The following is a 24,591-nucleotide window of genomic DNA, read 5'->3' on the forward strand; positions in this document are numbered from 1 at the left end:
AACAAAGTTTATTTTGAAGTGCCGTTTTGAGCTGCTATGCTTAACTCGGCAGAAATTCCTGACTTTTCAATTACAAAACTGGTTGCACCTTCGCAATCAATAAGTACCTTAGAATCGTATAAAGTATTCACTTTGCCGTGAATCCCTCCTGTTGTAACCACTTTGTCGCCTTTCTTTAATTCTTCAAGAAACTTTCTTGTTTTCTTGTTCTTACGTGTTTGAGGAAGAATCATAAAGAAATAAAATACAACAATGATAAGAATAAGGGGCAAAAATGAACCAATCCCTCCTTGAGGTGGCGGTGTGTCTAATAGAATACTTGCGATGTACATATTGAGTGTGTTAAATTATTTTGATTTTTTTGGTATTACAGTTGCTTTAATGGTCAAGTAAGCGTTTGCGTCTTTTGAATTGGTTGTTACAGTAACTCTTTTTGTATTTTCACCCAACTTTCCGGAACTGTTAAATGACACTTTCATTTTATTTTCTTGACCCGGTTTAATTGGTTCTTTAGGATAAACAGGAACAGTACATCCACAGTCTCCTTTTGCATCAGAAATCAACAGGTTGGATTTGCCCACGTTCTTAAATGTAAAAGTGGTTTCTACTATTTCACCTTCTGTGATTGTTCCAAAATCATGGTCATAAACGTTGAATTTTATCTCAGGCATTTCGTCTTTGTTTCCTTCAGGGTTGTCAGCTGTTGCATTGTCTTTTATCACATCCGGTGTAATCCCTGTCTTGTCAGCGTTGCCACAACCAAATAAAGTGATGGCTGCTACGCACGATACTAAAAAATATTTTTTCATTTGCATTTAAAAATAGATGGGCAAAAGTATTGCATTTTTAATTGTCTCGCAAGCCTCTACCCGCTTTCTTTATCTTTCCATCAGACAAGAATAAATCTTTGGTTTTATCAAGTACACCATTAATAAAAATGTGGCTTTTGTCTGTACTAAAAGATTTTGCTAAATCAATGTATTCGTTAATCGTTACTTTAACAGGTATAGTTGGAAAATACAAAAATTCGGTCATAGCCATCTCCATCAATACAATATCTACTTTAGCAATGCGCTCTGTATCCCACGACTTGGCAACTTCCTTTAATATCTTTTGATAAGACGCACTTTCAATGGTTGTTTTTTCTATCAGTGCTTTCACAAAATCATAATCCTCTTCTGTATCTTTATAAATTCGTTGTATGAAGAGTTTGCCTATATTAAAAGATTGTTTCAGAGAATCTGATAGCATTTGATAGAAAGAGAATACATCATAATCCCAATTGTAATAGATATCAGCCATTACGTCCTGAAAGTCAGTATTCTTTTCAAATAAGTACCCATACAACGCAAGAATAAATTCCTCTTGTTGTTTTTCATTTGGATTATCAAAAACAAGATAGTCTCTAATAAAATCAATCGAAGACAGCTCTTTAAATATTTTCTCGAAAAGTTCACCGTGATTTTTCCAATCATAGCTTGAGTTTCGAAGTAGCTTATCTAATTCCTTCGACTCTTCAACAAGTTTAACAAAGATATTTTCTTCTAAAAATGAGGTTAGCCTAACTTTCTCTTTATCAGGAAAGTATTTTGAAAGTTCAAAATCTTTTTCTGACATCAAGTAGTGCGCAAATGCAGATGGAAACAACAGTAGATGTCCATACATTTGCTCAAACATTTTTATATTCTCTTCAAACTCTGCAAATATTCGCTTGGGATTCGTCTCTCCGTTTGACCTTCCGGAAAATAGTGTTTGGAAGGCTTTGATTCTTAAATTTCTTCTTGATAACATAGAACTTATGAGGGGCGCAAATGTAAGTGTTTATTTTGGTGTGAAAAATCAATTTCAAACCTTATTCTTTTTCAATTCATTTGGGGAAAAGTAAAACTGACAAGTGTGTGGGTACTTTATAGAGTTTGACAGTCAAACACGGCTTTATAATTACATAGAAAAGGAATTTATTAGCGTTCTTTGCACACATGTATAGAATTGCGAAAGGGTGTTTAGCAGCAATATTATTAATCATCAGTGCTTGTTCATCAAACAAGACAACAGAGAATCTAAGCAACAAAAAAGAACTTATTCAGTATGCAAAACTCCTATCTATCAAAGAAGATGCAGACAGCTTTTATATTCATGTTTATGGATTAAACAACCAAACAACACATTTATCTGTGAGCAAATCCAATGAAATGCCATACAAAAAGATTGTATCATTATCTTCTGTTTTTTCCGGTTTCTTTTGTGAAATAGATGCACAGCAAAATATTACTGCTGTTGATGACATATCGTTTTTAAGTAATCCTATATTAATCCAACGAAGTAAAGACGGCACTTTGCCTTCTGTAGGTTTGGGTGGCAAAATTGACACAGAAAAGTTAATAAAACTCCAACCCGACTTAATCATTCATTCAGGATTTGGAGAGTTGTCTGCAGTATTGGAAGAAAAACTTAAGAGCTATGGTATCACTATCTTTCTTTGTAATAATTATTTAGAAGAATCACCCTTAGGTAGGGCTGAATGGATAAAAGCCTTTGGTATTCTATGTGGCAAGAAGGAAGAATCTTTTTCACTCTTTTCACAAATTAAAACTGAATACAACAAGCTCGCAAAGCAGGTATATCATACAAAGCCAACTGTCCTTGTTGGGATATTATTTAACGGAATCTGGGATGTTCCAGCGTCCAAGAGTTATACTGCTCAACTCATTCATGATGCCGGTGGTGATTATATTTGGAAAAACGAAGGAAGTAACGGAAGAATTCCATTAAGCTTAGAAATGGTTGCCCAAAAGGCTTTAAACGCTGATATTTGGTTACATCCGGGCACTTTCAACTCACTAGCAGAAATGAAAAAAGCAGAATATCGCTATACCGATTTCAAAGCTTTTAAAACCAGGCATATTTTCAATAATAACAAACAAGTCAATGAATATGGCGGAAATGCTTTCTGGGAAACAGCAGTTGTAAGTCCACAAATTGTTCTTCAAGATTTAATTCAGATTTTTCATTCTGACTCAACAAAAACACTGAATTACTATCAAAGATTAAATAAATAACTTAACCATTTGCTCTAATTGCTTTCACAGGTTGTAAGCGTGCAGCAACCCACGCAGGAATAATCCCCGCAATGACCCCTGTTACAATAGAAAACAAAACACCAACTACAAAATTATCTAATGACATATAGATTCTAAAACTGATGTCTTGAGCATTCGCAAGCAATATATTTGCAACGAATGCGATTCCATAAACAAAAGCAATGCCTATAATTCCGCCTAAAACACAAAGAACAATTGCTTCTGTTAGAAATTGCATCAAAATATAAAATCTCTTTGCTCCTAACGCTTTCTGAATACCAATAATACCTGTTCGTTCTTTTACAGAAACAAACATAATGTTTGAAACCCCAAATCCCCCAACCAACAACGCAAAACCTCCTATTATCAATCCAAAAAGATTCATTTTTTTGAAAAACGCATCAAGATACTGAATCAAAAAAGTCACCTTGTTTACTGCAAAGTTATCTTCCTCACTTGGTTTTAACCGCCTTATAGTCCGCATTGCACCTTTAATTTCATCTGCTAAAGCATCAATTGAAATCCCATCTTTGGCTTTTACCATAATCATTGGCGAATAGGTGCGCGTTTCAATACCGGTCATTCCTAATAAAAATGGCACTGGAACATACGCAATCTCATCTGAGGAATTATTCATCATATTTACTCCTTCATATTCGAGCACTCCAATGACTCGCATTAACTTCCCTGCGACTCTCACATTGTTTCCTATAGCCAATTCAGGGTTGTTAAACAACTTGGTAGCAACTGTGTTCCCTAATATTACAACCGAGTTTCCTTGTGTTGCTTCTTGCTCTGAAAAATACCTTCCATAACTAATTTTCAAATCTTGGATTCTATTAAAACCATAGGAAATCCCAACAATATCAACCCCTAATGCTTCAACCCCTGTATTGATATTTGACATATTGGTAGATAGGTAGTTCATTTTAAAACTAAAAGCATCTACTATGTCCGCAACATGCGATTGTTCTAACAACATCATTTCATTGAGTGAAGGATTCGGTCGTTGAATAAATTTCCACCAAGGGTATTCTTGTCTTTCCTCGGTTTCCCATGGAAACACATCAATATAAACAACACTTTTGCCTAATGAAGCTAAGCTATTTTGAACTTGAATTTTGAGAGAGTCAATGATAGTAAACACTGTGATAATGGAAAAGATTCCAATACTAATTCCACTTACAGACAATACAGATCGTATCTTGTTAGAACGCAGGGTTTGAAAAGCCATTTTGGCATTTTCAAATATAAGTAGTATAAATAGGCGGAATCGTGCTAACACACCTTCTAATCTTTGGTTCAAAAGTATTAGATAATTATAGAACAAAAAAAGGGGGCTATTTGCCCCCTTTTTCAACCTTTATGTTTATTATTATTTTCTTATTCAACAATAAATTTACCTTTCATTAAAGCAGAGTGACCTGGGAAAGAGCAAAGGAAATCATAAGTACCTTTAGCAGGTGCAGGGAATTCAATTACATCAGTTTCACCGCCACCAATTAACTTAGTGTGAGCAATTACACTGCTTGCCATATCAGCAGGGATATAGTCAGTATCTTTTGCTTTAATAGCTTTTGTGCTGAACATAGCAAGGTCTGTACCTTGAGCTAACAAAACAAAATTGTGACCCATCACTGTTGCTGGAGCTTTACCAACATGGTGGAGGGTAAGTTTTACAGTTTGACCTTCTTTTACTTTAATTTCAGTAAGGTTAAACTTCATTTGGTCATTGCCTTCGATTGCTACTTCAGCAACAGCAGGTGCAGCTTGTTCAGCAGGTGCAGTCTCTGCAGGTGTTTCAGCAGGAGTTGTTTCTTCAGTTGCAGGAGTTGTTTCTTCAGCAACGGGTTCAGTAGGTGCATTGTTACAAGCAGCAAATAAGAATGCTACGCTTGCTAGGGTTAAAATTGATTTTTTCATTTTGATTTATATTTTTTGTTTTATAAAGGTTTCTATTATTGAGCCATCTGTTTTTCCATTGCTATTGATTTTGGGAATAGAATGTTATTTTCCAAATGGATGTGCAAATGTAAATCTTCTTCGAATTCATGCAACATCAATAGTGTAATTTTATAGGTATTACATCCATCAGCAGGTACTGTAAAATGATTGGTTAGCTTAGATATTTCTCTGAATCTCTCTCCTTCTGTATCATGTTCTTCCATCATAACATTAATGGGACCTGAAATGCTTCCAAAAGGTGCTTCGGATTTGGTATTGGTCAATTTGGCTTGAACCATTTTTCTGATAGCAGGAAACAACATCAGTTCCTCTTTTTTCATGTGTCTTGATAACTCGCCAACCGAATCTTTAAAAAGTTGTTCTACTTTAGCTAACTCAGGATGTCTTTCTCCGTGTACACGAACAATCTTTTCAAGAAAAGGCATGATTTCTCTTGACTTAGTTTCCACATATCTATGGTGCGTTTTTTCAATATAATCTGCAAGCAAATCTAAGGGCCAAGATGCATAGTCTATATTTGAACCACCTTTGTTTTGAGCTACTTCTTTGAGTGCATCTATGAGTGGGTCTATTGCAATGTTGTCTTCTGCACACACTTCCGCAATTGACCGATTACCATTACAACAAAAGTCAATTCCTTGTTGCTTAAAAACAGAGGCTACACGGTAGTCTTGCGCTACCAAATCCCCTACAATTGTGTCTTTCGATACTTCCATAATTATTTTATTTTATTGTTCTTATTAAATTTTCTCGGCAATAATGGCTATTGAATTCATATGCTTGTCATGTTTTTTAAAAACTCTTTTCATCTCATTGATTCTTGTTCTCGCAGCCTTATTTCGCAGTATGTTGAATGTGATTTTCATTGCCCTCCAAAATCCCTCATCATCAAAAATTCTTTTGCTCTCTAACAAATGCATTGCATTCGTATAGACTTGCTTGATTTTAAATCCTTCTTTTTCCAATAATTCCTTCCATTCATTTTCGGTTAGCGGACGCGCATTTACCTTAATACATATTGCTAAATCTCTTTGAATCTGCTCTTTTTGTTCTTCATTGACATCTACCAACCCCAATTCATGAATTGCATACAAGCCTCCCTTTTTCAATATCCTATGAGATTCACGTATAATTTCAGACTTGCGATGATCTGCGTGCATTGTCAGCATAGCTTCTCCATACACTTTATCCTTTGAATCGTTGTCCAAATGGGTTTCAGAAGCTTGACCTAAAATAAATTGAATATTATTCCCTTTGATTTTCTGCTTCAACAGTCTCACTGCATCTTCATCTGCATCAACACCAACATAAGAATGTGGCAACTTTGCTAATGTTAATGATGCAGTATAGCCCAAACCTGGCGCAAATTCCACTATATCATCTTTGTGATTAACATCCAACCCTGAAACTAATTTCTGAGTTAATTCTTTGCCTCCGGGTCTAAGAACCCTCTTGCCCATTTTAGCTAATATCCAATGTCCTTGTGCTCTTGAAAAATCCGTAACTTCCATCGTGCTCTCTTTTACTAATTTGTTTAAATTAATGTTTTAAAAAGGTCAAGCCTTCTGCCAATCCGGTTGTTAAATCAAATACACTGGTTGTTTCTAACATCCTTTTTAGTTCTTCTCTTATTTTTTTAAAGCGAGAATGTACTGGACAAGGTTTGTTATCATTACATTCACTTAGCCCTAAACCACAGCCGTTATATATTTCATCTCCGTCAAATGCTTGCACTATGCTGCTTAATTTTATTTTAGACATTTCGCTAAGATGAGTTTCAAAACCTCCGGTTGGTCCTTTCACAGACTGAATAATTCCATGTCTGGAGAGGTGTTGTAATATTTTTGCTGTAAATGCTTTTGGAGAATTGATGTTTTCTGAAATATCTGTTAAACTTACTCTTCTTCCATTAAATGAGTTTGAAGCTATATATAAGGTAGCTTTTATACCGTATTCACAAGATTTAGAAAACATTGACCTTTATTTTTCGAGTGCAAAAGTATATTGATTTTCTATATCGGACAAGGATATCCTAAATTATTTTTTAATCATTCTAAATAAGAATCATTAAAACCTGAAAACCAACCCCATACCAAGTCCGAAATCTGTGGACACAACCGTTTGTTGAGGTGTAATCTTGGGTTTAATACTTAAACTTTTGTTGACATCGAAATTATATAAATGAGCATCAACAGCGGCATCTACAATATTTAAGGTATAAATAAGTGCAACACCAATAATAGAAAGGTCTCGGTTATTTCTAAAATAATCGCGATTGGAGCGCAGATACTCATCAGGATACACTGCATAATTCATATTCATAGCTGCTGTGTCTTTATTACTGCGAGCAATTAATTCATTCTGATATGCACGAAAAGACTGTTGGTTTTTAATTATTGAATAAGAAAGTGCGCCCAAGCCTGCATAAATGATAGGCACTTTCCAATATTTCTTATTATAAATCTGTCCTGCACCAGGCAAAACAGCAGATAAGACGGAAGCCAAATGCGGAGAATGAGACTTTGGTGTTGGCGAAAAACGCAAAAACAATGAATTAAAATCCTCTGCTTGCAGCCCTTGAATGCCTGTAAAAAGGACAAGCCACATTGTTATTATGCCCTTTCTTAATCGCATAGATTTAGGATAACTTATCTAGAATCTGCTTCAACTCTTTTTCATCATTAAACTTGATTGTCAATATTCCTTTATTTCCTTTACCCGATTTCAAGTTTAACTTTCCTTTTAAGAACCCTGAGTATGTAGAAAAAGCTTGAGGTAAAATCAGCTTTTTATCTTTTTTAGGACGTGTACTACCATGTTCCTTCACAATTTTTTCTGTTGCTCTTACAGAAAGATTGTCTTGTGTAATTCTTTGGAATAAAGCTAATTGATCTTGCTCATCTTTCAGTCCAAGTATTGAACGCGCATGTCCCATCGAAAGTTCATTGTTCTTGATAGCGGCTTGAATTTCATCCGGCAATTTGAGCAAACGCATGTAATTAGCTACGGTTGATCTATCCTTCCCTACTCTTTCACCCAATTCATCTTGTTTCAAATCACATTCTTCAAGCAACCTTTTATATGACAAAGCAATTTCAATCGCATTGAGATTTTCTCTTTGAATATTTTCAATCAACGCCATTTCAAGCATATCCTGATCGTTTGCGATTCTGACGTATGCAGGAATACTGTTTAGTCCGGCAAGGATTGCTGCACGAGTTCTTCGCTCTCCTGAAATTAATTGGTATTTATCATAGCCCATCTTGCGAAGGGTTACAGGTTGAATGATACCATGTAACTGAATAGAGGCAGCAAGCTCTTCTAATGCTTGTTTCTCAAATTCTGTTCTGGGCTGGAATGGATTTGCTTCAATCTGATTAATCGGCACTTCGCTCACACTGCTAACAACTTTGTTATCTCCAAACTCTTCTATATTGATATTTTCGGAGGCAAGCAGTGCAGACAATCCTTTACCAAGTCCACTTTTCATATTCTTTGACATCCTTTTTAAAAATTATATTGCAATGGTTGCATCTTTAAACTGGGTCATACCATTTTTTTGCATCACTTCACGAGCAAGGTTCAGATAATTCACCGCACCTTTACTTGTTGCATCATGTTCTAAAACAGGTAATCCAAAACTTGGAGCCTCTCCCAACTTGGTATTGCGATGAATAATGGTGTCAAACACAAAGTTTTGGAAATGCATTTTTACTTCATCCACCACTTGATTAGACAAACGCAAGCGTGAGTCATACATGGTCAATAATATTCCTTCAATTTCTAAATTTTTATTTAGGTTCTGTTGGATAATTTTTATGGTATTGAGCAGTTTACCCAATCCTTCTAATGCAAAGTATTCACACTGTACGGGGATGATGATTGAATCCGCTGCAGTTAATGCATTGGTTACTAAAATACCCAAAGAAGGAGAACAATCTACAATAATAAAATCGTATTCATCTTTGACCCCTTCAAACATATTTTTCATAAACAACTCTCTATTGTTGCTGTTGACCATTTCTATTTCAAATCCAACTAAATCAATGGATGAAGGAAGTAAGTGTAAAAATGAGTTATCGGTATGCAAGATTGCATCTTTCACTTTCGCGCTACCATTCAAACACTCATACAATCCGGTTTTGATATTTCTTGGTTCAAAGCCAAATCCTGATGTTGCATTTGCCTGTGGGTCTGCATCCACAAGTAAGGTTTTACATTCCAATACGGCTAAACTTGCTGCTAAATTAATTGCGGAAGTCGTTTTGCCAACTCCGCCTTTCTGATTTGCTATTGCTATTATTTTTCCCATTTCTATGTATTATATGCTAAATATTTCTCCTATTCCCGGCAGGATTAGTTCAATTCCGGCTTGTTTAAATTTTTGTATTGCTTCTTGATGATTAATTTCAATGTATCCAAAAGTATCGAAGTGCATTCCAACAATTTTATTGCATTGAATAAATGCAGCGGCTCTTATGGCATCCTCTATTCCCATTGTAAAATTATCGCCAATGGGCAGAAATGCAAAATCAAGGTTAAATTGCTCACCAATCAATTTCATATCATAAGTGAGTGCAGTATCACCTGCGTAGTAAAAAGTACGCTCTTTCGATTCTATTACATAACCACAGGGATTTCCGCCATAAGAACCATCAGGAAAAGCACTGGAATGGATTGCATTAACCATTTTTACTCGTCCAAAATCAAAATTCCAAGCGCCTCCAATATTCATGGGATGTACAGACTTACATCCTTGCTTGGAAGCCCAATCTGTTATTTCAAAAATTGAAACTAAAGTTGCTCCTTTTGTTTTGACAAAATGCAATGTATCGCCAAGATGATCTCCATGAGCATGGGATAAAAGTAGATAATCACTGTGAATAGTGTCTATATTAATACTCTTTGCTAAAGGATTGTCAGAAATAAATAGGTCAAAAACAATACTTTTGTCCGCAATATTTACCCTAAAACAAGATTGACCGTAATATGTTACATCCATGACGCGATTTTACATTTTTAGACTGCACAAAAATACTCTGATGAAACCGGTAAACTCTTTTCCAGCTCTTTTAATTGTAAACATTTTACTTATACTTTTTGGGTGTAACCATGTGGATAAATCTAATCCTGTCAATTTTTTCAGATATAATGAGGATGCAGGCATAACCACTCTTGACCCTGCTTATGTCAGGAGTCAAGCTGAAATTTGGGCGTGTAGCCAGATTTTTGAAGGTCTGGTTGAGTTAGATGACAAGTTAAATGTCATCCCTTGTATTGCACATAGTTGGGAGATTTCAAATGACAACAAACGCTTTCTGTTTCACTTAAACACAAATGTCTTTTTCATTGATTATCACGGTAATCAAAGGCGCAAACTCACTGCTTCCGATTTTGTTTACAGTTTTTCTCGTATTGTCAAAAAAGAAAATGCTTCTCCAGGCAGTTGGATTTTCAATGATAAAATTGACATGAGTGTCTTTGAAAGTGGTAACGAACATCATTCTTCCTTCCCTTTTCGTGCAATCAACGATTCTACTTTTGAAATCAATCTTACAGTTGCTTTCGCTCCATTTCTTTCATTGTTAGCAAACCCATATTGCTTTGTAGTTATGCCGGAAGAAGCAGAAAAAGAAGGCAAATCATTCAGAGAGAAACCAACAGGAACCGGTCCGTTCAGACTTGTTCGTTGGGATGAGGATGTGCAACTGCTGCTTCACAAAAATCCTTTCTACCATCAACACGCTGAGACCAAGCAACTGCCTTTATTGGATGGAGTTTTAATTGATTTAAACAAAAACAAACAAGCAGCATTCATGGGGTTTATTTCAGGCAAATATGACTTTTTTAATGGTGTAAACCCTACCGTCAAGGATGAATTGTTTAACCAAAACGGAACGCTAAAGGAAAAATATCAAAGCAAATTCACTCTCAAATCTGCTCCATTTCTTAATTCTGAATTTATCGGGTTTTATTTGGAGGATACGCCAACCGGCATAACTAAAGAGCAATTTCACGAATTGCGCAAAATGCTTAATCTGGCAACAAATCGTAATGAAATCATTACTTATTTAAAAAACGGATTAGGTTATCCTGCCGACAAAGGATTTATTCCTTATGGAATTGCGGCCTACGATTCTGCGCGGACTGCTTCCCTCCTCTACAATCCTGCACAAGCTGAGGCATGGATGAAACAACAAGGGTTCAATGCAAAAAATCCTTTGAAATTAACCCTCAACACCACTGCTGACTATATTGACATTGCTGTTCTACTCAAAAATCAATGGAAAAAAATTCTTATAGATTTAACAATTGAGATTCATCCGGGAAGTTTTCTTCGACAACTCCGCAACCAAGGAAAAGCCTTGTTGTTCCGCGCAAGTTGGATTGCTGACTACCCAGACCCTGAAAATTTTATGGCATATTTTTACTCGCCCTTTCTCAGCCCTAACGGACCTAATTACACTCATTTTCACAACAAACAATTTGACGAACTCTATCTGAAATCCATCTCTGAAAGCAATGCCCATCAACGCTTGTCATATTTAGCTCATATGGATAGTATTATTACAAAAGAATGTCCTGTTTTATTTCTGTTCTATGATAAAAGTGTACGACTGGTTGCCAAACATGTCAATGGATTAGAAGCCAACCCTATGAATCTTCTCAAACTTAAGTACGTTTCCAAATCAAAATGACAAAAGACGTTATCACAATACGGGAACTTATCTTTGGAAGCAGCGAACAAAAAGAAAGTATTAAACTTCGCGATGAAATATTGCGCAAACCGCTTGGATTGCATTTTTCAGATGAAGAATTACAGAACGAACATAATCAAATTCACATAGGTGCATTTCTGGATGGTAGAATCGTTGGAATATTGTTACTCATGCCGCTTAGTAATACAGTGATAAAGATGAGGCAAGTGGCAGTGGACAACAATTTACAAAGGAAAGGAATAGGTAAAAAATTGGTCTTATTTGCCGAAAACTATGCAAAACAACAAAGTTTTAAAGAAATAACGCTTCACGCTCGTAAAAGCGCAACTGAATTTTATCTTAATGCAGGGTTTCAAATTGAAGGAAATCCTTTTATTGAGGTTGGGATTCCTCACTACTTAATAAAAAAACATATATGAAAGTAAAAGTTGATTGCGGTAGCACAAAATGTGATTTCTTATTTATTGAAACAAGAAAAATTCTCAGTTGTCCCGGGTTTAACCCCAATATTTCAGATAATCATGTTTTAGAGAATAACATCAATTCAAATCAGGAATTAAAGGTGATGTTGCAACAAAGTTCTGAAATTGTTTTTTATGGGACAGGCTGTGCAAAGAATGCAAATAAAGAGCGCGTTTTAAAAGTCCTATCAAGCCTTGTTCCAAATGCAGCAATTGTGGTTAAACACGATTTAGATTTAACGCTGGATGCATTGGCTGGGAATACACCTTGCTATGTAAACATTTTGGGCACAGGCAGTAATTCTTTGTTTTATGACGGGAAGCACCCAATTCAAATCGTCCCTTCATTAGGTTATATATTAGGTGATGAAGGAAGCGGCACCTGGTTTGGCAAACAAATTTTAAAAGACTTTTTTTACAAGAAATTACCTTTAGAAATTGAAAAAGCAATCAATGAGAATGAACAACTCAAGATTGAGCAAGTCATTGAGAGAATTTATAGAAGTGAGGGCGCAAACAGATTCATCGCGAGCTTTGCCCGTTACCTCTCCGACTTTCGAAGTACTGAATACGTTCAAGCACTCTTGCACAAAGGATTTCAAAGTTTTTTAGATGCATTTATTTTCTCTTCACAACCGGTTGACTGTCCGCTACATTTTTCAGGTTCTATTGCATTCCATTTTGCGGATGAATTAAAATCAGTTTTGCTTGAAAATAACCTTATTGCTGGCAAAATAGTTAAATCGCCTTTAGAAGCTTTGATTGATTAGCGCTAACTAATTAAACCAAGAATCTGTTTCACACTATCCTTGTTGGGCAACAACGAATATAACTTGACTTGATAGTCATGTTTAATTTTTAAGATTAAAAATAGAAACTGAGCACAGTAGCCACACACTACACCTAATACAAAACCGTTTACTCCAAAATAATGAGACAATATCATAAATCCTGCAAATCCAACTAAAGCACCTATTGCATTGGCTACAATAAGCACAACAAATCGGTTAGCCGCATGATAAAAATGGCTGATAATTGATGATATGGACTGTAGAAGCACCATTGGCGAGAACAACAGAAACATGGTTCCAAGTCCTGCAAACTCTTTCTTTAATAACCAAATCCAAAATTCGTCAGGAATGAAAATAAGTACCAACACGACCGGAATAACACAGAGCAAGGAAAGACGTGCATATTTGAGTACATCAGGTATGTCATCTGCGGGATTTTTAGAATGAATAATTTTAGCATGTAAAATCTGACCCAATGAAGCTGCAATAATCAACACCCCCTCACCTAATACCACCACATTTGAAAAAACTCCTAAGTTTTCCATTCCAAATAGCAAAGGCATGAGAAAAAACGGCAGTCTGGTTGCAATAAATTGTATCAGATGCCCTGATTGTGAAAGTGCTCCATTTTTAAAAATTACCTTGCTTAGTTCTTTACTTCCTTTGGGTTTAATTGAACAATCTGCAAAAAGTTTGAGTCGCATAAAAGTAAACAAATCTGCAAGTAACCAAGCAGCTAATAAACACAGAAAATACTCCCTCACGCCAATATTACTTACTCCTTTTACTAAAGCAAAAACTGCAAAACCGGTAATCGATAAAAAGGGAACTAACGCAAATGCATAATTTCTTGCGTTGAGTTTACCTTTACCTATCAAAATTGCGCCATGTGTATTAAACACTCCCATTAACAAAAGAGCAATAGGAATAACAATAGAGTATGCACTTTGGTTTAAAGGAAAAATAAGGTAGAATAACAACACAAAGCATGAAAGGAATACTACCCATTTTAATGCAAAAGCCCATAATTGCTTAGCCGGATACTTTGCACTCAAATTTATCAAAGCGCTTCCGGTAACAAAATCACTGACAATCACCCAAGCACCAATCCAAGACAATAAAAAACTAATCTCTCCTCTAATCTCAGCACCCAACCAACGTGAAGTCAGTACTACTGCCAAAACTCCACAGCAAACACCAATAGCTTTGGAAATAAATGAATGAATAACAAGGTTTTTTGCGGCCAATACTGAACTCCTCTTATGCGAGTGCCAAATAAATGTATGTTTTGTTATGATACAAAAAATATTGCTGTTAAATCATTCTATCTTTGCCACATGCAGTTACAAGAGATTCTGAAAGATGTGAAATCGGTTGCTTTAGAAGTTGGAACATTCATAGAGAATGAGCGAAAAAACTTTGATAGCAATATTGTACAAGAAAAGAGTCCCAATCAATTGGTGAGTTATGTAGATATTGAGGCAGAAAAGCAAATCATACAAGGCTTATCAGCCATTCTTCCGCAAGCAGGATTTATTGGAGAGGAAGCTACACATAATTCCGAACAAAAGGAATACACATGGGTCATTGACCCTTTAGATGGTACAACCAATTTCGTACACAATCTTCCTGTGTTTTGTATCAGTATCGGCCTATTGCATCAAAACAAACCCATCTTAGGCGTAATATATGAACCGAATCGCAAAGAGTTGTTTTATGCTTCTGAAAATAGCGGTGCTTTCCTTAACAACCGCAATATCCGTGTTACACAAACTGAAACCCTTCAACGCACTTTACTTGCAACGGGTTTCCCTTATTATGATTTTGACAAAGTCAGAGCATTTTTAAACGTGTTGGATTATTTGATGAAAAACACTAGAGGTCTCAGAAGAATGGGGTCAGCAGCCGTTGATTTAGCCTATACGGCTTGTGGTCGTTTTGACGGTTTCTTTGAATACGGATTGAGTCCTTGGGATGTTGCAGCAGGTGCTTGTATTGTGAAGGAAGCAGGAGGCATTGTTTGTGATTTTAGAAATGGAAATGATTTTTTGTTTGGCAAAGAAATTATTGCATGCAATACTCAGATAGCACTATCGCTTGTACCCTTTATTTCAAAACAATTTCATCCTACAAACGATTAAACACAAAAAGGTAATTATTCATTTTTAATAATAAAACTCCTTTCGCTAAAAGCAGGCAAGGCAGGAGCAGCTTCATAGAAATGTTCAATCATATCCTTTGAATCCATTAATCCCAAACTGTATAGTACAGGCACAAAGTGATCAGGTGTGGGGGCTGCCAACTTTCCTAACTTATTACTGCTTTCATAATTGATGATTGACTCAACATCTCTTTTGTCAATTTTATCTTTTATCCAAAGGTCATACTCAATCTCCCAGCCATAAGGGCTTGCATCGTTTGATTGCATTTTTTGACCCGCTAATCGCAAATTGTGAATCAAAGCACCACTGCCGATAATCAAAACTCCTTTATCACGCAAGGACTTCAGCTCTTTACCTAACTCATAATGATATTGAGGATTGGCATAATAGTCAATGCTTAGTTCAAACACCGGCACATCAGCCTCCGGAAATAAATGCATTAGCATGGGCCACGCACCATGATCCAAACCCCAATCTGTGGTTTCTACAATCGAAGGTACGATTGACTTGAGTTCTTTGGCAAGCCCCGGTGCTCCTTGTGCTTGGTAATAAACTTTGTAATACTCTTCAGGAAAACCGTAGTAATCAAAGATTTGTTGCTGTTCTTGTGCAATGTTCACATAGGTTCCCTTAGTACACCAATGAGCAGATACTACCACTGCCGCTTTTACGTCATAATCTTTCTTTAATTCCTTGCCTAACTCATAGAGTTTTTGCCAAAATGGTCTTTGCTCTCTGGTGAGTGGAATATCAAATGGATTGCCATGCGAAGTAAACAATACAGGCATCCGTTTACTCTGTTTAGGTAGCCCGTCTGTAAATGCTTTTAAATTTCCTAATGTGCCCATAGCCAATAGTCCTGCAATTGTACTTAAAAACTCTTTCCTTTGCATAAGAAACAAAAATATAAAGAATTACACTTTCATTGATTCTCCTAATAGCAATGTTTGTCTAAAACCTTAAAATTTCGTCAAAATACGATTGCCTCTATTGCCTAATCCAAGTCTGAGTTCTACCTAATAGCGAAAAACCGATATACCCTCTGATTTCTAAGTTTCCTTTTTTATTGATTTTTGCTTCGCAACTATACGTCTTCCCTGTTTTAGGGTCTGTAATATTTCCATCAACCCATTCATTCCCTTTCTTTACAAGTCCTTCCACTATTTCAAGACCAATCAAGGGTTGATTTTTCTTGCTTCCGCTACATTCAACACATTTGTCATGCTTTGGTTTGATAAGCAGTTCAACAATTTTACCATAATATTTTCCATCACTCTTTTTGTATATTTCAACAATTGATTTTGCTTTTCCTGTTTCATCATCAATGGTTTTCCACTTTCCTTCAATCGTAGGTGAGTTTACAGAAAAGAGAATGGATAAAATTGCGAATAGTATTGTATAATTCATAGCTTTTTTATTTGGTAAATGCGAAGATAAGAGAATAACTCAATAATCGAATAGGAAGAAAAATCGAATGACAAAATTCTTTTAAGAGTGATGCTGTTGCTTGTATTTTAACCAATCTTCGTGTAATTTCCCTCCAACTAATTTATCTATTGGAAATGTAAACAAATCTTCAGTTATGTCAGACCATTTAACCCAACGATATCGCTCCTGTTCATTGTAAAAAGGATTCGTATATGGCTCAAATTGTAAATTGTTTTCTTGAGCGTAATGAATCTTAAAATAAACACTAATAATCTGGTCTGTTTCTAACCAAGCAGATTGAACAAAAAAGTCGGTAATGTAAAACAATTCATGTACTGTAATCTCCAAATTCAACTCCTCTTTAAACTCCCTTTTTAAACAATCTTGCAATCCTTCGCCCCACTCTAACCCACCTCCGGGAAATTTTGTAAAAAACTTATTCCAACGAAATTCATCACTCACAAGTATTTCATTGTTGTCATTGAACAAAATACCATAAACACGAATGTTAAATCGCTTGTTCATTCAAAAACTTTTCAGCATTTTTAATATCGCTATGTAGCAATGTATCTTTGTCTCTGAATGGCACAACCCTTCTGAATGAATCAAAAATCCCTTTGAGTTTTGCAGATGTTTTTTCAGTTCCTCGAAAGTCCAGCGCTTGACATGCACACAACATCTCGATTGCAAGAACAGTTTGTAAGTTCTTAGTAATTTTATAGAGTTTTGTTGCAGCATTCGCACCCATACTCACATGATCTTCTTGACCATTGCTGCTGACAATACTATCAACAGACGCGGGGGTTGCCAATATTTTGTTCTGACTTACAATTGATGCCGCAGTATATTGTGCAATCATATAACCACTGTTCAAGCCTGCATTGGGTATTAGGAAAAGTGGCAATCCGCGCTCCCCTGAAATCAACTTATATATTCGCCTTTCACTGATGGATGCCAATTCTGATGCTGCTATTGCAGAAAAGTCAAGTTGAAACGCCAATATCTCTCCATGAAAATTACCCGCACTTAAAATTTTATCCTCATCAGGAAAAACATTGGGGTTGTCTGTAACTGCATTTATTTCTGTCTCAACAATGTCTATTGCTTGCTGCAATACCTGCTTACATGCTCCATGCACCTGTGGGATACAACGAAATGAATAAGGATCTTGAACATGTTGTTTAAGCTGCTTTGCAATTTCAGAATCTTTTCTTAATGCAGTAATTGTTTGAGCCGTTTCAATCTGACCTCTGTGAGGGCGAATGGAATGAGATTCAGGTGCAAAAGGTTCTTCTCTTCCATCAAAAGCTTCAATTGACAATGCAGCTATGATATCTGCCCATTTACTTAATTTACTCAATTCACTCAAACACCACACTCCAAAAGCACTCATAAACTGCGTACCATTAATTAATGCCAACCCTTCTTTCTCTCCCAACTCAACGGGCTTCAATCCTGTATTAGCCAAAAACTCAGCTCCGGTCATAGTTCGCCCTTGATGTCTTACCCACCCTTCGCCAAATATTGGAAGACACAAATGGGATAAAGGTGCCAGATCTCCTGATGCCCCCAATGAACCTTGTTCATAGACTATCGGAAAGTAATTGTTATTATACAATGCTGCTAATTGTTCAACAGTGGACAGATTAACACCTGAATACCCTTTGGCTAATGATTGCACTTTGAGCACAAGCATGATTTTAACAATCTCTTCTTCAATTTCATCTCCTGTTCCGCAAGCATGCGAACGCAATAAATTGTACTGAAGGTTACACATGTCAGCAGGAGGTATGATATGATTACACAGTGAGCCAAATCCGGTATTGATACCATAGATTGGTTCTTTTGAAGTTTTAATTTTATCTTCAAGAAACATTCTGCAAGTCACTATACTATCCTTAGCATTTTCGCTTAATGACAATTGCTCATTACCCTGTACCAACTTCCTGACTTGGTCAATCGTGATATTTGATTTTGGCTCTATTCTCATTACTTCACTGTATTAATAAATTCGTCAATAGATAAGGTTTGCTGATTGCCGCTCAAAAGATTCTTCAGCGTTATCTGATTCTCTAGCATTTCATTTTCCCCGACAATTGCAACAGATTGAATTTGTTCTGCATTTGCATAATCCAACTGCTTTTTCAACTTACTTGGCTCCGGATAAACTTTGCAGCTCACTCCTTTGCTTCTCAGCATCTCCGCTACTTTGATACAATAAGAAACAGCTTCGAAACTCATTCCACAAAACAAAACCTTACAATTCGCTTCATTGCCAGTCGGGAAAAGTTGTAAAGCTTCCATCAAATCATAAATTCTATCCGCTCCGAAACTAATTCCCACTCCTGATATACCCGGCATGTCAAAAATACCCGTTAGGTTGTCATATCTGCCTCCGGCTGCAATACTGCCAATACCGCTGTTTGGCACTTTCACTTCAATGATACATCCTGTATAATAGCTTAACCCTCTTGCTAAAGTTCCATCAAACAGTACATTTTTGCTAAATCCACTTGCGGTTAAATACTTTAGAAGTTCCTCCAATTCCACCAGACCTTGCAAACCTATTGTGCTATTGGACAACAATGCTTTCCATTGAGCAATGCTTTCGGTTGAAAGTGCAGAAGAAATCAAAAATTGCTCAGCAATTTGAATTTGAGTATCTGCAAAACCTCGTTCTTTGAATTCATTTAAAACACCCTCCTTGCCTATTTTATCAAATTTGTCCAGCGCGACTGTAAACTGAGAAAACTTATCTGGAGCACCTATCACTTCTGCTACTCCTTCTAGCACTTTGCGATTATTAAGATGAATGACATAGCCTTGAATGCCTAACTTCTCAAATGCCCTATGAAATATAGCAACCAAATCCGCCTCCGAAGTCAGACTGTCTGTACCAATAATATCAGCATCACATTGCCAAAACTCTCTATATCTGCCTTTTTGAGGTCTGTCAGCCCGCCAAACCGGTTGCATCTGATAGCGTCTGAAAGGGAATTTTACTAAATGCCTGTTCATACTAACATATCTTGCAAAAGGAACAGTTAAATCATATCGTAGTCCGCGACTTGCCAGTATTGGTAAAGTTTTTTTGGATGTTAAACTTCCTATTGATGTACTTTCTCCAAAGGATTTATTGACATTACCCCAAAAATCACCACTGTCTAAAATCTTAAATAACAGTTGGTCGCCCTCATCTCCATACTTGCCGGTCAATGTTTCAATATTTTCTAATGCAGGAGTTTCAATTGCATGAAATCCATAGAGTTGAAACACCTTTTCAATGGTATTAAAAATGAATTTTCTCTTTTTCATTTCTTCAATACCGAAATCTCTCGTTCCTTTTGCCAATGACACTTTTCCCATTGATATATTCTTTGTTTGCTTAGAGTGTTCAAAAATAGACAAAATTCACTCTTTTAACGGGTCACTTTCTTGAAGAATCTTCATTTCTTTTTCGACTCACACTGACACAAATACATCATTCAAAAACCAAAGAAAATATCTTTCCATCCTATCTAAATTCAAATTAAAGAAGTATGTTTGCAGTCGTAAAAACTAACGATTGTTAGTTTGAATTAATTATTAATCAAAATACAAAATAAACAAATGAAATTTGAGAGAAGACCATGGGCAGAGCCCTACAAAATCAAAGTAGTTGAACCTTTGAAAATGACAACACAATCTGATAGAGAGAAATTCATTAAAGAGGCTGGGTACAATACATTTTTGTTACGTTCAGAAGATGTTTACATAGACCTTTTAACCGACAGCGGAACCAATGCCATGAGTGACAACCAATGGGCAGGCATGATGCTCGGAGATGAAGCTTATGCAGGAAGCACCAACTACTACCATCTTGAAGCTAATGTTAGAAAATACTATGGTTACAAACATTTGGTGCCAACGCACCAAGGCAGAGGAGCAGAAAATTTACTTTCTCAATGTCTAATTAAGCCCGGTCAATATGTTCCCGGAAACATGTATTTCACAACCACCAGAGCCCACCAAGAATTGGCTGGCGGAACTTTTGTAGATGTTATTATTGATGAAGCACATGATTCTCAGATTCAACACCCATTCAAAGGAAACGTCAGCTTAGAAAAATTCAGCAATTTGATTGATAAAGTTGGGGCAATAAATATTGCTTACATCACGATTGGAGCAACAGTGAATATGGCAGGGGGACAACCCGTTTCTATGGCAAACATCAAGGCTGTTCATAAACTTGCACACCAACACGGAATTAAAGTGGTATTAGATGCCACTCGCGCAATGGAAAACGCATATTTTATCCAGCAAAGAGAAGAAGGCTATCAAAACAAATCTGTTGCAGAAATTTTGAAAGAATTTGCATCTTATTCAGATGCTGCCACAATGAGCGGCAAGAAAGACCTTTTGGTCAATATTGGTGGATTTATTGCACTGAATGATGACGATGTCTTTGAAGAATTACGAAATATGGTAGTTCTATATGAAGGCTTGCATACTTACGGAGGTTTAGCAGGGCGCGATATGGAGGCTATGGCAAGAGGTATGGAAGAAGCGATACAAGATGACCACATGAAAGCCCGTGTAGAACAAGTCGGTTATTTGGGGGAGTTATTAGACCATTACAACATCCCGACCGTAAAACCTTTTGGCGGACATGCTATTTTTCTTGATGCAAAACGATTTTACCCACATATTCCTCAAACACAATATCCGGCTCAAACCTTAGCTGCAGAACTCTATGTAAATTCAGGTGTTCGTACCATGGAAAGAGGTGTAGTTTCTGCCGGCAGAAACAAGGAAACCGGAGAAGAATATTTTCCGGCATTAGAACTTGTACGACTTACCATTCCAAGAAGGGTTTATACTCAAGCCCACCTCGACATTACCGCATATTCCGTTGCAGAAGTGTTTGAAAATCGCAGTAAAGTAACAGGGTTAAAAATGATTTACGAACCCAAGTACCTTCGATTCTTCCAAGCAAGATTCGAAAAACTCTAAGTATTTAATAAACATTACATGTCATCAATCACGATTCATGTGTTAATACAACAATTCTTTAGAAAGAATACAATCCGAGCTACTGTAAAGCAGCTCGGATTGCTTTTTTTACTGAACAACAGTGTAACAGAATTGTCTGTTTGGAAAGGGTGTTTATATTTGTGAGGGATTAACGTTTTGTTAGAACAACGATAGAACGTTATGCCTTTAATGAAAAATAAAGTAATATTGTAACTCTAAATTTAATTCTTATGAAAAGAGTCTTTACAAATCTCCTCTTGTTATCATTCTTAACAATCATAACACCTCATGTTTATTCGCAAATCAGTACTGCGAATGTAAAAATCATTGACAACAGTCATAAATTCTCTGCCTCAGATATAGACAGACGTTCTGCTACCAACCCAACCCCATGTTCCACTGATACCATAGAATATGCACGGTACAATGCGACCGGATTCTATGTGGTTACAGGTAACAGCGGAAGAGGTTTAGCGCAGTTTTATGGCGCACCACAGAAGTTGACGATATCAGGGGCAACTTTTTATGCTTACATTTCAAGCAATCCCCCTACCCCACTCACTTCGAAGGTTTATGTCAATTTATATAAAGCCGGAAGCGACTCTTTACCTAGTGGTTCACCATTAAGAAGTGATACAATTACACTGGATTCTACTTTCGGTAACGGACTGCTAACCAACATTGTTAAACATGCTAGTTTTACACCAATCACCATAAGCTACGATTATATTATTGCTGTAGAAACTGACGTAAATGACACCCTGAGTATGGGAATTGTTGCCAACGACTGGGCGAATAACAATGGAAAAGGACGGTCTTTTAATGCCGGTTCTATTAACGGCACTTGGTATAGAGGAAGAAACTTGAATGTTGGCGGGGTGGTTTTTGATTGCGATATTCTAATCAATCCTCATGTAAAATATGATTTAGCAACTGATTTTGAAATTACTAATCAGTGTTTCAAACCCGGCACAACCGTAAACTTTAAAAATAAAAACAAAAACAGTGTTGTTTCAAGTATATTCTACAACTACAGGGCATTTTACAATCAAGAAATGTTCAGCCACATTTGGAATTATGATGTAGATGGTTCGCCTTTTAGTGGAAGTTATGCAATAGATGGGCAATCTGTTTATTCTCAAAACAAACCTTACACAGTTAGATTGGCTACACAGTTATTACAATGGACGAATTTTAAATATTGTTACGATACTGCCATTTACACAATTTATCCAAAACCTGAAACACCCTCTATACTGGGTGGTTCTATACTTTGTGAAGGAAGTAACACAAAACTGAATATAGCACCTCCATTAAACACAACAGTACGTTGGACATTAGACAACAATACAGATACAACTGGTTATGCTTTTGGAGACACACTCACAACGCCAAATCTAAATACTACATCAAACTTTTATGCCCGCGTTTCCAATGGCGTATGCTTGAGTGATGCAGGTTCAGTAAACATTCCGGTTTATCCTTATCCTGCTGCACCAACTGTGAAAAATGATTCTATTTGTTCCGGTTCTCGTGCAACTTTAGTTGCACTATCTGTTGGCTCTCTTTCTATGCATTGGTATAAAGACACAACAGGCAGCAACTCTTTCTTTAATGGCAATATTTACCAAACTCCTGTTTTAAATGCCGATACATTTTTTTATGTTAGAGCCAGCAATTATTCATGCTACAGCCCAGGATTTGTAAGAGTTGAAGCATTAGTAGGCAGCAATTTTGCACCCCAAGAACCAACCTATTATGGAGACACAACAGTTTGTGGTAGCACAAATCCAACCATTTCTTTAACTGCAACTACTCCAAACCCTGATATCATCAGATGGTTCACACAAGCAAGTGGCGGCAGTCCTGTAGCAACCGGCACCTCCTACTCATTTCAATCTCCAATTCAACGCGGAACATACAACTATTTTGTTGAAGCATGGAACGGGTCTTGTGCAAGTTCAAGAATCATTGCAACCGTTGTTGTAGATGACGCTCCTGCTGTTTCTTTTACTGAAGGTTCGCAAGGTTGCGTTGGTCTCCTTTCATACGTTAAAGCCAGAGTTCCTTACGGAAATTTGAACTGGTTTGATAACAACAATAATTATATCAGTTCTGATTCTGTGATTACAATCAAGGGAGCCACCCATGATTCAACACTTTATCTAGAAACATACTCAGGAACCTGTATTGCTGCCAATAGAGTACCCGTTACAGCCGTCATTAACACCCCTCCTGATTTTGATTTTATTGCCAATGATACTATTTGCAGCAATAGCTTTGGCATACTAAAAGCAGGTGTACCTTTTGGTGATATTCTTTGGTATGAACACGAAAATGACACCATCCCTTTTGCATTAGGAAATTCATTTACAACCCCTATATTGCTTGGAAATATTGACTATTATATTAACACTCGTTATAACGGTTGTTTTAGCACTAAGTCCAAAATTTCTGTATTAGTGAATCCAAGACCATTCTCCGGATTTTTCTATGATTTAATGAAGAATAATACAATAAAGCTCACACCGCTTCAGGCATCAGGCAATGCTTATGATTGGGATTTTGGAGACGGAAGTACCGCAACAGATATCTCTCCTACTCATCAATATCAAGATACAGGTCATTACAATGTTAGATTAATCTTAACTTCTATTAAGAATGGTTGCAAAGACACAACTGTAAACAATGTTTATGTCCCTTGGGTTGATAATTCTTCTGTTGTACAAATTGACAAGGGTTCTTTTATGATATACCCCAACCCTTCTCAAACATTCTTTTTAATTGACAACAAAGAATATGCAGGCAATACTCCGCTTACTATTTATAACACTAAAGGTCAAATCGTATTTGAAAAAATGCTGAATATGCAACCCAATGAGGCAATTAAAATTGAGCATCATTTGCCCTCAGGTTTATACTTTATAAGCATAGGCAAAGAAATAAGGAAAATTGCCATTGAATAAATAAAG

The 24,591-nt window shown here is 36.5% G+C and carries 25 protein-coding genes; 7 read left to right on the forward strand and 18 right to left on the reverse strand.

Annotated elements, in window-relative coordinates; genetic code table 11:
* Nucleotides 1-8: 8 nt before the first annotated feature.
* The 3 genes from yajC to nusB are packed head-to-tail and all read right to left on the reverse strand — an operon-like array spanning nt 9 to nt 1,791.
* Nucleotides 9-332, reverse strand: coding sequence for a preprotein translocase subunit YajC (yajC, locus tag M0R38_07865; protein MCK9481657.1), 324 nt, complete (start codon nt 330-332; stop codon nt 9-11).
* A gap of 15 nt (nt 333-347) precedes the next feature.
* Complete coding sequence (locus M0R38_07870; protein MCK9481658.1) at nt 348-809, reverse strand: DUF1573 domain-containing protein; 462 nt, start codon at nt 807-809, stop codon at nt 348-350.
* Between the two features lie 37 nt (nt 810-846).
* On the reverse strand, nt 847-1,791 hold the full coding sequence (gene nusB / locus M0R38_07875) for a transcription antitermination factor NusB (GenBank protein ID MCK9481659.1): 945 nt from the start codon (nt 1,789-1,791) through the stop codon (nt 847-849).
* A gap of 188 nt (nt 1,792-1,979) precedes the next feature.
* On the opposite strand from nusB, the gene M0R38_07880 reads away from it, so the two are divergent.
* Nucleotides 1,980-3,059, forward strand: a complete 1,080-nt coding sequence (locus M0R38_07880) for an ABC transporter substrate-binding protein (GenBank protein ID MCK9481660.1) — start codon at nt 1,980-1,982, stop codon at nt 3,057-3,059.
* Nucleotide 3,060: 1 nt separating this feature from the next.
* Here the strand turns inward: M0R38_07880 and M0R38_07885 are convergent, their stop codons facing one another.
* The 9 genes from M0R38_07885 to M0R38_07925 form a co-directional block, all read right to left on the reverse strand.
* Nucleotides 3,061-4,386, reverse strand: a complete 1,326-nt coding sequence (locus tag M0R38_07885; protein ID MCK9481661.1) for an ABC transporter permease — start codon at nt 4,384-4,386, stop codon at nt 3,061-3,063.
* 77 nt (nt 4,387-4,463) lie between these two features.
* A complete protein-coding gene (azu, locus tag M0R38_07890; GenBank protein MCK9481662.1) occupies nt 4,464-5,003 on the reverse strand; it encodes an azurin in 540 nt (179 codons plus the stop codon).
* A 35-nt stretch (nt 5,004-5,038) separates the two neighbouring features.
* A complete protein-coding gene (gene ric, locus M0R38_07895) occupies nt 5,039-5,761 on the reverse strand; it encodes an iron-sulfur cluster repair di-iron protein (GenBank protein ID MCK9481663.1) in 723 nt (240 codons plus the stop codon).
* A gap of 24 nt (nt 5,762-5,785) precedes the next feature.
* A complete protein-coding gene (locus M0R38_07900; protein MCK9481664.1) occupies nt 5,786-6,556 on the reverse strand; it encodes a class I SAM-dependent methyltransferase in 771 nt (256 codons plus the stop codon).
* 28 nt (nt 6,557-6,584) lie between these two features.
* Nucleotides 6,585-7,019, reverse strand: coding sequence for an Rrf2 family transcriptional regulator (locus M0R38_07905; protein MCK9481665.1), 435 nt, complete (start codon nt 7,017-7,019; stop codon nt 6,585-6,587).
* A 93-nt stretch (nt 7,020-7,112) separates the two neighbouring features.
* Entirely contained in the window at nt 7,113-7,679 is a 567-nt protein-coding gene (locus M0R38_07910; protein ID MCK9481666.1) for a DUF5683 domain-containing protein, read from the reverse strand.
* Nucleotides 7,680-7,683: 4 nt separating this feature from the next.
* Nucleotides 7,684-8,547 carry a ParB/RepB/Spo0J family partition protein gene (locus M0R38_07915; GenBank protein ID MCK9481667.1) on the reverse strand — a complete coding sequence of 288 codons (864 nt, stop codon included), beginning with the start codon at nt 8,545-8,547 and terminating at the stop codon, nt 7,684-7,686.
* Between the two features lie 12 nt (nt 8,548-8,559).
* Nucleotides 8,560-9,357, reverse strand: coding sequence for an AAA family ATPase (locus M0R38_07920; protein MCK9481668.1), 798 nt, complete (start codon nt 9,355-9,357; stop codon nt 8,560-8,562).
* A gap of 9 nt (nt 9,358-9,366) precedes the next feature.
* Complete coding sequence (locus tag M0R38_07925) at nt 9,367-10,047, reverse strand: metal-dependent hydrolase (protein ID MCK9481669.1); 681 nt, start codon at nt 10,045-10,047, stop codon at nt 9,367-9,369.
* A 40-nt stretch (nt 10,048-10,087) separates the two neighbouring features.
* On the opposite strand from M0R38_07925, the gene M0R38_07930 reads away from it, so the two are divergent.
* The 3 genes from M0R38_07930 to M0R38_07940 are packed head-to-tail and all read left to right on the forward strand — an operon-like array spanning nt 10,088 to nt 12,995.
* On the forward strand, nt 10,088-11,743 hold the full coding sequence (locus M0R38_07930) for an ABC transporter substrate-binding protein (protein MCK9481670.1): 1,656 nt from the start codon (nt 10,088-10,090) through the stop codon (nt 11,741-11,743).
* Nucleotides 11,740-12,183, forward strand: coding sequence for a GNAT family N-acetyltransferase (locus M0R38_07935; GenBank protein ID MCK9481671.1), 444 nt, complete (start codon nt 11,740-11,742; stop codon nt 12,181-12,183). Before M0R38_07930 ends, M0R38_07935 begins: the two co-directional genes overlap by 4 nt.
* Nucleotides 12,180-12,995, forward strand: a complete 816-nt coding sequence (locus tag M0R38_07940) for a hypothetical protein (GenBank protein MCK9481672.1) — start codon at nt 12,180-12,182, stop codon at nt 12,993-12,995. Before M0R38_07935 ends, M0R38_07940 begins: the two co-directional genes overlap by 4 nt.
* Before the next feature lie 2 nt (nt 12,996-12,997).
* On the opposite strand, the gene M0R38_07945 is transcribed toward M0R38_07940, so the two are convergent.
* Entirely contained in the window at nt 12,998-14,263 is a 1,266-nt protein-coding gene (locus M0R38_07945; GenBank protein MCK9481673.1) for a polysaccharide biosynthesis C-terminal domain-containing protein, read from the reverse strand.
* A 90-nt stretch (nt 14,264-14,353) separates the two neighbouring features.
* On the opposite strand from M0R38_07945, the gene M0R38_07950 reads away from it, so the two are divergent.
* On the forward strand, nt 14,354-15,157 hold the full coding sequence (locus M0R38_07950; protein ID MCK9481674.1) for an inositol monophosphatase: 804 nt from the start codon (nt 14,354-14,356) through the stop codon (nt 15,155-15,157).
* Between the two features lie 14 nt (nt 15,158-15,171).
* Here the strand turns inward: M0R38_07950 and M0R38_07955 are convergent, their stop codons facing one another.
* The 5 genes from M0R38_07955 to hisS form a co-directional block, all read right to left on the reverse strand.
* Nucleotides 15,172-16,071, reverse strand: coding sequence for a dioxygenase (locus tag M0R38_07955; protein MCK9481675.1), 900 nt, complete (start codon nt 16,069-16,071; stop codon nt 15,172-15,174).
* A 94-nt stretch (nt 16,072-16,165) separates the two neighbouring features.
* Nucleotides 16,166-16,585: a DUF2147 domain-containing protein gene (locus M0R38_07960; GenBank protein MCK9481676.1), complete on the reverse strand. Its 420-nt coding sequence runs from the start codon at nt 16,583-16,585 to the stop codon at nt 16,166-16,168.
* Nucleotides 16,586-16,666: 81 nt separating this feature from the next.
* Nucleotides 16,667-17,131 carry an NUDIX hydrolase gene (locus M0R38_07965; protein ID MCK9481677.1) on the reverse strand — a complete coding sequence of 155 codons (465 nt, stop codon included), beginning with the start codon at nt 17,129-17,131 and terminating at the stop codon, nt 16,667-16,669.
* Nucleotides 17,115-18,596, reverse strand: coding sequence for a histidine ammonia-lyase (gene hutH, locus M0R38_07970; protein ID MCK9481678.1), 1,482 nt, complete (start codon nt 18,594-18,596; stop codon nt 17,115-17,117). The genes M0R38_07965 and hutH overlap by 17 nt, the downstream gene beginning before the upstream one ends.
* Nucleotides 18,596-19,972 (reverse strand): histidine--tRNA ligase, encoded by a 1,377-nt coding sequence (gene hisS, locus M0R38_07975; protein MCK9481679.1) that lies wholly within the window; start codon nt 19,970-19,972, stop codon nt 18,596-18,598. Before hisS ends, hutH begins: the two co-directional genes overlap by 1 nt.
* Before the next feature lie 243 nt (nt 19,973-20,215).
* Here hisS and M0R38_07980 point away from each other — a divergent pair, with 243 nt between their 5' ends.
* Together M0R38_07980 and M0R38_07985 are read left to right on the forward strand one after the other, a co-directional pair.
* Nucleotides 20,216-21,598 (forward strand): tyrosine phenol-lyase, encoded by a 1,383-nt coding sequence (locus tag M0R38_07980; protein MCK9481680.1) that lies wholly within the window; start codon nt 20,216-20,218, stop codon nt 21,596-21,598.
* A 251-nt stretch (nt 21,599-21,849) separates the two neighbouring features.
* Entirely contained in the window at nt 21,850-24,585 is a 2,736-nt protein-coding gene (locus tag M0R38_07985; protein MCK9481681.1) for a PKD domain-containing protein, read from the forward strand.
* Nucleotides 24,586-24,591: the final 6 nt, after the last annotated feature.

This window comes from Bacteroidia bacterium (assembly GCA_023228875.1).
Lineage (GTDB): Bacteria > Bacteroidota > Bacteroidia > NS11-12g > UBA955 > JALOAG01.